Source organism: Flavonifractor sp., from assembly GCF_019422385.1.
In the GTDB taxonomy this organism is placed as follows: Bacteria; Bacillota; Clostridia; order Oscillospirales; family Oscillospiraceae; genus Flavonifractor; species Flavonifractor avistercoris.
The window spans coordinates 1-8,286 of sequence record NZ_JAHZDL010000100.1; the positions used below are offsets into that span (position 1 = coordinate 1).

Sequence of the window (8,286 nt, forward strand, 5' to 3'; positions counted from 1 at the left end):
CTTCCGAGGGCGGCTTGAACGGGCAACCAAGTAGATGCCGACGGGATCCCACCCGTTATCCATCGGGCACGCATGATGGTGCGTGAAGCGAGTGGACGTCTCTGACGTCAATTTGGGTGGTATCGCAGAAGTATTTCAAACGCTTTTGTCCCAGAAATGGGGCAGAAGCGTTTTTTATATCCTGCACCATCTGCCGCCCCAATTTTTGATTGGGAGGAACCAAACATGAAAAAGCTGAACCGAGCCCTGTCTCTCTCCACCGCGGCCGCTCTGGCCCTGTCCCTCACCGCCTGTTCCGGCGGCACCTCCGGCACCGCCGACACCCCGACAGCCAATGCCAGCGCCTCCACCGGGGGCTCTGGCGGCACCTACACCGTGGCCGTCATCAAGCAGATGGATCACGCCTCCCTGGACGAGATTGCCGACGCCATCGCCGCCCGGCTGGACGAGATTGCCGCGGAGAACGGCGTCACCATCCAGTACGAGGTAACCTCCGGCCAGGGCGACCAGACCGTGCTGCGTCAGCTGGCCGACCAGGCCATCGCCGACGGGGTGGACACCATCATCCCCATCGCCACCACCGCCGCCCAGGTAGCCGCCGTCTCCGCCGAGGAGAGCCAGACCCCGGTGGTGTTCGCCGCCATCTCCTATCCCGAGACGGCCGAGCTCACCGGCATCGACTACGTCACCGGCACCAGCGACGCCCTGGACACCGATCTGATTCTGGACATGATGCTGGCCCAGAACCCGGATCTCCAGAGCGTGGGCCTGCTCTACTCCCTGTCCGAGCCCAACTCCGAGGTGCCCATCGCCGACGCCAAGGCCTATCTGGACGAGAAGGGCATCGCCTATACCGAGGCCACCGCCAACACCAATGACGAGGTCATCGCCGCCGCCAGCTCCCTGATCGCCGACGGGGTGGACGCGGTCTTTACCCCCACCGACAACATCATCATGGCGGCTGAGCTGGCCATCTACGAGGACTTCATCAACGCCGGCATTCCCCACTACACCGGGGCCGACTCCTTCGTGCGCAACGGCGCCTTCGCCACCTGCGGCGTCAACTACACCGACCTGGGCGCCCAGACCGCCGACCTGGCCTATCAGGCCATGACCGAGGGCATGGACAGCCTGGAGGACTACTACCAGGTGGCAGGCGGCCTCATCACCGTCAACTCCGAGACCGCCGAGGCCCTGGGCATCGACACCTCCGTGTTTGAGTCCCTGGGCGAGGTGGCCGCCGTCACCACCACCGAAGAGTGAGTTTATAACCAACCAGAGGCAAGCCCCCCGGCCGGTGCCGGGGGCTTTACCCTGCTGAAAGGAGCGCGAGCGCCATGCTCTTTGTGACCCAGACCGCCCTGGAGCTGGGCTTCCAGTACGCCCTGGTGGCCATGGCCCTGTTTCTCAGCTACCGGGTGCTGGACATCGCCGATCTCACCACCGACGGGTGCTTCATCCTGGGCTGTGCGGTGTCGGTGAGCCTCACCGCCGCCGGGCACCCCTTCCTGGCCATCCCCGCCGCCATGGCCGCCGGGGCCTGCGCCGGGTTCGTCACCGCCTTCCTCCAGACCAAGCTGGGGGTGCCCTCCATCCTGGCGGGCATCGTCACCAACACGGGGCTGTATACCGTCAATTTGATGGCCATGGGGTGGAAGGCCAACCAGTCCCTGCTGCGGCAGGACACCATCTTCACCCTGTTCCGGGACACCGGCATCGGCGGCAGCTGGAACGCTATTCTCCTGTCCGCTGGCATCACGGTGCTGGCCGGGGTGCTGCTGGTGGCCTTCCTGGGCACCCGGCTGGGCCTGTCCATCCGGGCCACCGGCGACAACCGGGACATGGTGCGCGCCTCCTCCATCAACCCCACCTTCACCATCACCATCGGCCTGTGCATCGCCAACGCCCTCACCGCCCTGTCCGGCGCGGTGGTGGGCCAGGCCCAGAAGACCGCCGACATCAACGCGGGCACCGGCGTGGTGGTCATCGGCCTGGCCTGCCTGATCATCGGCGAGACCATCGTGGGCCGGGGAGCCATGTTCCGGGGAGCCGTCGCGGTGATTGTGGGCAGCATCCTCTACCGCTTTATCTATGCCATCGTGCTCTATACCAAGGTGGTTCCCATTGACTGCCTCAAGCTGGTCACCGCCATTGTGGTGGGCCTGGCCATCGCCGCCCCCACCCTGAAGAGCTGGGCCGCCTTCCAGGCCAGGAAGCGGAAGGCCCTGGCGGCCAGAAAGGGGGAGAAGTAAATGCTGGAGCTGAAAAACGTCTCCAAGACCTTCAACCCCGGCACGGTCAACGAGAAGAAGGCCCTGGACGGCCTGAGCGTCACCCTGGCCGACGGGGACTTCGTCACCATCGTGGGCTCCAACGGGGCGGGCAAGTCCACCCTGTTCAACGCGGTGGCCGGCGACTTCTACGTGGATGAGGGCTCCGTCACCCTGGACGGCCGGGACATCACCTACCTGCCCGCCTACCGCCGCAGCCGGCAGATCGGCCGGCTGTTCCAGGATCCCATGCGGGGCACCGCCCCCCACATGACCATCGAGGAGAACCTGGCCCTGGCCTATCTCCGCACTGCCAAGCACCAGAAGGCCTTTTTCAGCCGGGTGTCCAGGGCGGACAAGGCCTTCTTCCGGGAGCAGCTCTCCCGCCTGGACATGGGCCTGGAGGATCGGATGCGCCAGCCGGTGGGCCTGCTCTCCGGCGGCCAGCGGCAGGCCCTCACCCTGCTGATGTGCACCATGGTGCCCCCCAAGCTGCTCCTGCTGGACGAGCACACCGCCGCCCTGGATCCCGCCACGGCGGAGAAGGTGCTCGCCCTCACCCGGGAGATCGTGGAGGAACACCACATCACCACGCTGATGATCACCCACAACATGAAAAACGCCCTGGAGCTGGGCACCCGCACCTTCATGATGGACGGCGGCCGCATCGTGCTGGACATACAGGGCCAGGAGCGGCAGGGCCTCACGGTGGAGGATCTGCTGGAGCGGTTCCGGGCCGGCGCGGGCAAGGAGCTGGACAACGACCGCATCCTGCTCTCCGACGACTGAGTGCAGGCAGAAAACCGGCCTTCCCCCGGCGGGGGGACGGGAGCAAATCCCGTCCCCCCGCTCAGCGTGTCGAAAAAGCGGCTTTGCCGCTTTTTCGAGAAAGGCCACATGGCGGAAGGGGTTCGTTTTCTTGCGAAAAAGTCACCCCTTCCGCCATGAGAAGTGTCATTTCCGAGGCGCCTGTCCCCGGAAATGACGGATTTTGATTTGATTCCTGCGGCTGCGGCCGCAGGAACTCTGCGAGGCTTTTCCTCACGGAGGGTTTTTCGACAGCCTGGGCGGGGGGACGGGAGCAAATCCCGTCCCCCCGCTTTCCTTATGCAGGCAGCCGCAGCACCTGGCCGGGGTAGATCAGATCGGGGTTGGCGATGCGGTTGAGGGAGGCCAGGGCGCTGACGGTGGTATTGTACCGCCGGGCGATGCCCCACAGGGTGTCCCCTTGCCGGACGGTGTAGGTGCCCGCCGATGGGGCGGCGCCCCGGGGCAGATTGAGCACCTGGCCGGGGTAGATCAGATCGGGGTTGGCGATGTGGTTGAGGGAGGCCAGGGCGCTGACGGTGGTGTTGTACCGCCGGGCGATGCCCCACAGGGTGTCCCCCCGCCGGACGGTATAGGTGTCCGCCGCAGGCGCCGGCGCCTCTGAGAGGAAGATCTCCGCCGTAAAGGAGTCCCGATCCACATAGCCGCTGACGCCGCTGACCGTGCCCCGGTCGGTGTACTGGAACCCGGCCCAGGACGTCCAGTTGGCGGTGACATGGGGCTGGGAGGGCCCGTAGTCCGCCGCCCACAGGGGCCAGCGGGCCACCGAGCTGTCCAGCACGTGGCTGGCATCGTAGGCGCTGGTGTACACCATGGGGGGCTGGCCGATGAGGGACTCCAGCTCCTCCAGGAAGGCCGAGGCGATGGCGCTGGCCTGGGCGCTGCTGAGGCCGGAGAGCTCCTCGATGTCCAGCACCGGCCGGCAGTCGTAGGTCAGCTCTGAGAGCTGGGAGGCGAAGAAACGGGCCTCCGCCCGGGCCTCCGCCGCCGTGCGGGCGTAGAGGAAGTGGTAAAAGCCGATGTGGAGGCCCGCCGCCCTGGCCCCCTGGTAGTGGGACTGGAGGCAGGCATCCACCCCGCCGCTGCCGTAGCCGGCGCGGATATAGACCACCTCGATGCCGTCGTCCCGGGCGGCATTGAAGTCCACCTCCCCCTGGTAGACGCTGATGTCCATGCCGGCGTACAGCGGGCGGGAGGCGGGCTCCAGGGCCAGGGCGGGCATGGCCGTGGCCAGCAGCCCGGCGCACAGGAGCAGGGCGGTGAGAAATTTGCGCAATATACTGCACCCTTTCCAAGACAAAATGGGTGGGACCGGTTCGGTCCCGCCCATTCTATGCGGCGTATTTCAGGGGTGCTCCAGCCACAGCTTCTTCCGGGCGCGGAGCACAAAGCAGATCACCCGGACGATCCAGTCCCCCACCATGGCGATCCACACGCCGATGGCCCCCAGGCCGAAGTGGAGGCCCAGCAGGTAGCTGCCCCCCACCCGCACCGTCACCATGGACACGATGGAGACGGCCATGGGCACCCGCACGTCGCCGGCGGCCCGCAGGGCGTTGGGCATGGTGAAGGCCAGGGGCCAGAACAGCATGGCGCAGCCGTTGTGGATCCAGATGAGCACCGCGGCGTACCAGTGGGTCTCCGGCGTCAGGCTGTACAGGCCGAGGATCAGCGGCAGGCACAGCAGCAGCACCGCATTGAGCCCCCAGGTGCACAGGTAGGTGAACTTCACCAGCTTCTTGGTGTAGAAGCGCACCTGCTCCCACTCCTGGGCCCCCACGCACTGGCCCACCACGGTGATCAGGGCCAGCCCCAGGGCCTGGCCTGGGATCACGCCGAAGTTGTCGATGTTGTTGGCCACCGCGTTGGCGGCGGTCTGGGCGGTGCCGAAGGTGGAGATCAGGCTCACCAGCACCACCCGGCCCAGCTGGAAGAAGCTGTTCTCCAGGCCGTTGGGGATGCCGATGCGGAGGATCTTGGCCATGGTGGGCGGCTCAAACCGGAAGCGGAGCAGACCGTGGATACGCACCAGGCCCCGGCCGCTGTGGAGGAGGGCCAGCATGACCGCCGCCGCCACGGCCCGGGAGAAGAGGGACGGGAGGGCCACGCCGGCCACCCCCATGTGGAAGCCGTAGACCAGCACGGCGTTTCCGATGACGTTGAGCACGTTCATCAGGGCGGAGACATACATGGAGGCCCGGGAGTTGCCCATGGCCCGCAGCAGGGCGGCGCAGCCGTTGTACAGGGCGATGAAGGGGTATGACCAGGCGGAGATGACGAAATAGGTGACCGCCCCCTCCATGACGGCGGGCTCCACCTGGCCGAAGAGCAGGCCCAGCAGCCAGCGGTGGAGGAGCAGCACCAGGCCCATGATCACCAGGGCGGCGGCGGTGACGATGTACATGAGCTGGTTGGCCGCCCGGTTGGCCCGATCCAGCTCCTGGGCGCCGATGGACTGGGCGCACACCACGGCGCCGCCGGTGGCCAGGGCGGAGAACACGTTGATGATGAGCACGTTGATGAGATCCACCAGCGCCACGCTGGACACGGCGGTCTCCCCGGCGGCGGAGACCATCATGATGTCCGCCATGCCCACCATGACGGACAGGAACTGTTCGATGATCAGGGGGATGATGAGCCTGCGCAGGGCCTGCTTGCTGAACACGGGGCAATCCTCTCTTTTCCTTACAAAAACTGCCTTTCAGTATACTCCAGATCCCGGGCGGCGGACAAGTGGCAAAGCGCACACAATCCCTTGCCATTTTGCCGCGTTCGGGGTATAATTTGGCTCAGCTGGAATTTCAATCACGACTGAGGAGGAGACCATGGAAAAGATTCAGATGACCACCCCGCTGGTGGAGATGGACGGGGACGAGATGACCCGCGTGCTGTGGAAGCAGATCAAGGACGAGCTGCTCCTGCCCTATATCGACCTGAAAACCGAGTATTACGACCTGGGCCTGCCCGAGCGGGAAAAGACAAAGGATCAGGTGACCGTGGACTCCGCCGAGGCCACCAAGAAGTACGGCGTGGCGGTGAAGTGCGCCACCATCACCCCCAATGCCCAGCGGGTGGAGGAGTACAAGCTCTCCGAGATGTGGAAGTCCCCCAACGGCACCATCCGCGCCATTCTGGACGGCACCGTGTTCCGCGCCCCCATCATGGTCAGGGGCATCTCCCCGGTGGTCAAGACCTGGAAGAAGCCCATCACCATCGCCCGCCATGCCTACGGCGACGTGTACAAGTGCACCGAGTACCGGGTGCCCTCACCGGGCAAGGCGGAGCTGGTGTTTACCGGCGCCGACGGGAAGGAGGAATTCCGCCAGACCATCTATGACTTCGAGTGCGGCGGCGTGCTCCAGGGCCAGTACAACAAGGACAGCTCCATCGCCTCCTTCGCCCGCTCCTGCTTCCAGTACGCCATCGACACCAGGCAGGATCTGTGGTTTGCCACCAAGGACACCATCTCCAAGAAGTACGACCACACCTTCAAGGACATCTTCCAGGAGATTTTCGACTCCGAGTACAAGGCCAGATTTGACGAGCTGGGCATCGAGTACTTCTACACCCTCATCGACGACGCGGTGGCCCGGGTCATCCGCTCCGAGGGGGGCTTCATCTGGGCCTGCAAGAACTACGACGGCGACGTGATGAGCGACATGGTGTCCACCGCCTTCGGCTCCCTGGCCATGATGACCTCCGTGCTGGTGAGCCCCGACGGCAAGTACGAGTACGAGGCCGCCCATGGCACCGTCACCCGCCACTACTACAAGTACCTGAAGGGGGAGGAGACCTCCACCAACCCGGTGGCCACCCTCTTCGCCTGGACCGGCGCCCTGCGCAAGCGGGGAGAGCTGGACGGCATCGCCGCGCTGGGCCAGTTCGCCGACAAGCTGGAGCAGGCCACCATCGACACCATCGAGGGCGGCACCATGACCCGCGATCTGGTGGGCCTGTGGGAGGGCGAGACCCCCGCCAGGGGCGTCACCTCCCCGGAGTTCATCCGGGCCATCAAGGCCAATCTGGAGAAGCGTCTGTAAGCCGTAGCAGCAAGCAGCCCCCGTTCCGGTGGAACGGGGGCTGAGACTGTCGATAAACCCTCCAGCCAAAGGATTCGGAGGGAAGGATAGTGTGAAAGGCTGCCCCGCAGGGCGTTTCGAAGCGCAACCGCCGCAAAGCGGCGGCGCTTAGCGCGGAGATGAACCGTCAGGGTTCCCTTTCGCGTTGGATCAAACAACTTTTTGAAACTTTTTTGAAGTTTCAAAAAGTTTAGCAGCCTGTCGAAAAGACTTTTTCGATAGGCTGAGCCCCCGTCCCGGAATCGGGACGGGGGCTGCTTTTGTGTTGGAAGGTTAGAGGCTCCGGAGGGCCGCCCGGGCGGCCGCCAGGGTGGCGTCCAGCTCCGCGTCCCCGTGGGCCTCCGAAACGAACATGGCCTCGAACTGGGCGGGGGCCAGGGCCACGCCCCGCTCCAGCATGGCCTGGAAGTATTTGGCGTAGCGGCCCACGTCGCTGCCCTTGGCGTCGGTGAAGGTGGTCACCTCGGTGGGGGTGAAGAAGGGGGCCAGCAGGGAGCCGATCTGGTTGATGGCCACCGGCACCCCGGCCTCCTCCGCCGCGGCACGCAGGCCGCAGGCCAGCTTCTCCCCCTTGGCGGCGATGTCGGCATACACCTGGGGGTGCTCCTTCAGGTAGGTGAGCTGGGCCAGGCCGGCGGCCATGGCCACCGGGTTGCCGCTGAGGGTGCCCGCCTGGTACACCGGGCCGCAGGGGGCCACCTGCTCCAGCAGCTCCCGGCTGCCGCAGTAGGCACCCACGGGCATGCCGCCGCCGATAATCTTGCCGAAGGTGACCAAGTCGGCCTTCACGCCGAAATACTCCTGGGCGCCGCCCAGGGCCAGCCGGAAGCCGGTGATCACCTCGTCAAAGATCAGCAGGGCGCCGTGCTGGTCGCACAGCTGCCGCAGGCCGGGGAGAAAGCCGGGGGCGGGATTCACCACCCCCATGTTGGCGGCCACCGGCTCCACAATGACGGCGGCCACCTGGCCGGGGTTCCCCTCCAGCAGCTCCCGTACGCTGTCCAGATCGTTGAACTGGGCGGTGAGGGTGTCTTTCGCCGCCCCCACCGGCACACCGGCGCTGCTGGGGTGGCCCCCCGCCAGGGCGGAGGAGCCGGCGTTGACCAGCA

7 protein-coding genes are annotated in these 8,286 nt (G+C 65.8%); 4 read left to right on the top strand and 3 right to left on the bottom strand.

Translation table 11 applies throughout. The features are described from left to right. The first annotated feature begins 225 nt into the window (after nt 1–225). The 3 genes from QZ378_RS11235 to QZ378_RS11245 all read left to right on the top strand — a co-directional run bounded on the left by QZ378_RS11235 (nt 226) and on the right by QZ378_RS11245 (nt 3,059). Entirely contained in the window at nt 226–1,263 is a 1,038-nt protein-coding gene (locus QZ378_RS11235) for an ABC transporter substrate-binding protein (RefSeq protein ID WP_191528469.1), read from the top strand. Between the two features lie 74 nt (nt 1,264–1,337). Beyond that, the gene (locus QZ378_RS11240; RefSeq protein ID WP_291258328.1) at nt 1,338–2,252 is read left to right on the top strand and encodes an ABC transporter permease; all 915 of its coding nucleotides are present in this window, start codon (nt 1,338–1,340) and stop codon (nt 2,250–2,252) included. Then, nucleotides 2,253–3,059, top strand: coding sequence for an ATP-binding cassette domain-containing protein (locus tag QZ378_RS11245; RefSeq protein WP_291258329.1), 807 nt, complete (start codon nt 2,253–2,255; stop codon nt 3,057–3,059). Between the two features lie 316 nt (nt 3,060–3,375). Here QZ378_RS11245 and QZ378_RS11250 read toward each other — a convergent pair whose 3' ends face one another. After that, nucleotides 3,376–4,374: a LysM peptidoglycan-binding domain-containing protein gene (locus QZ378_RS11250; protein ID WP_291258330.1), complete on the bottom strand. Its 999-nt coding sequence runs from the start codon at nt 4,372–4,374 to the stop codon at nt 3,376–3,378. Nucleotides 4,375–4,443: 69 nt separating this feature from the next. Further along, nucleotides 4,444–5,763: an MATE family efflux transporter gene (locus QZ378_RS11255; RefSeq protein ID WP_291258331.1), complete on the bottom strand. Its 1,320-nt coding sequence runs from the start codon at nt 5,761–5,763 to the stop codon at nt 4,444–4,446. 160 nt (nt 5,764–5,923) lie between these two features. Here QZ378_RS11255 and QZ378_RS11260 point away from each other — a divergent pair, with 160 nt between their 5' ends. Beyond that, complete coding sequence (locus QZ378_RS11260) at nt 5,924–7,138, top strand: NADP-dependent isocitrate dehydrogenase (RefSeq protein WP_291258332.1); 1,215 nt, start codon at nt 5,924–5,926, stop codon at nt 7,136–7,138. 312 nt (nt 7,139–7,450) lie between these two features. Here the strand turns inward: QZ378_RS11260 and QZ378_RS11265 are convergent. Beyond that, the coding region (locus tag QZ378_RS11265) for an aminotransferase class III-fold pyridoxal phosphate-dependent enzyme (protein WP_291258333.1) at nt 7,451–8,286 on the bottom strand (836 nt) is incomplete at its 5' end.

Bases quoted from the DNA above. Each gene is read 5' to 3' on its own strand.
- QZ378_RS11260 (WP_291258332.1), top strand. From the start codon at position 5,924: ATGGAAAAGATTCAGATGACCACCCCGCTGGTGGAGATGGACGGGGAC.
- QZ378_RS11235 (WP_191528469.1), top strand. From the start codon at position 226: ATGAAAAAGCTGAACCGAGCCCTGTCTCTCTCCACCGCGGCCGCTCTG.
- QZ378_RS11245 (WP_291258329.1), top strand. From the start codon at position 2,253: ATGCTGGAGCTGAAAAACGTCTCCAAGACCTTCAACCCCGGCACGGTC.
- QZ378_RS11240 (WP_291258328.1), top strand. From the start codon at position 1,338: ATGCTCTTTGTGACCCAGACCGCCCTGGAGCTGGGCTTCCAGTACGCC.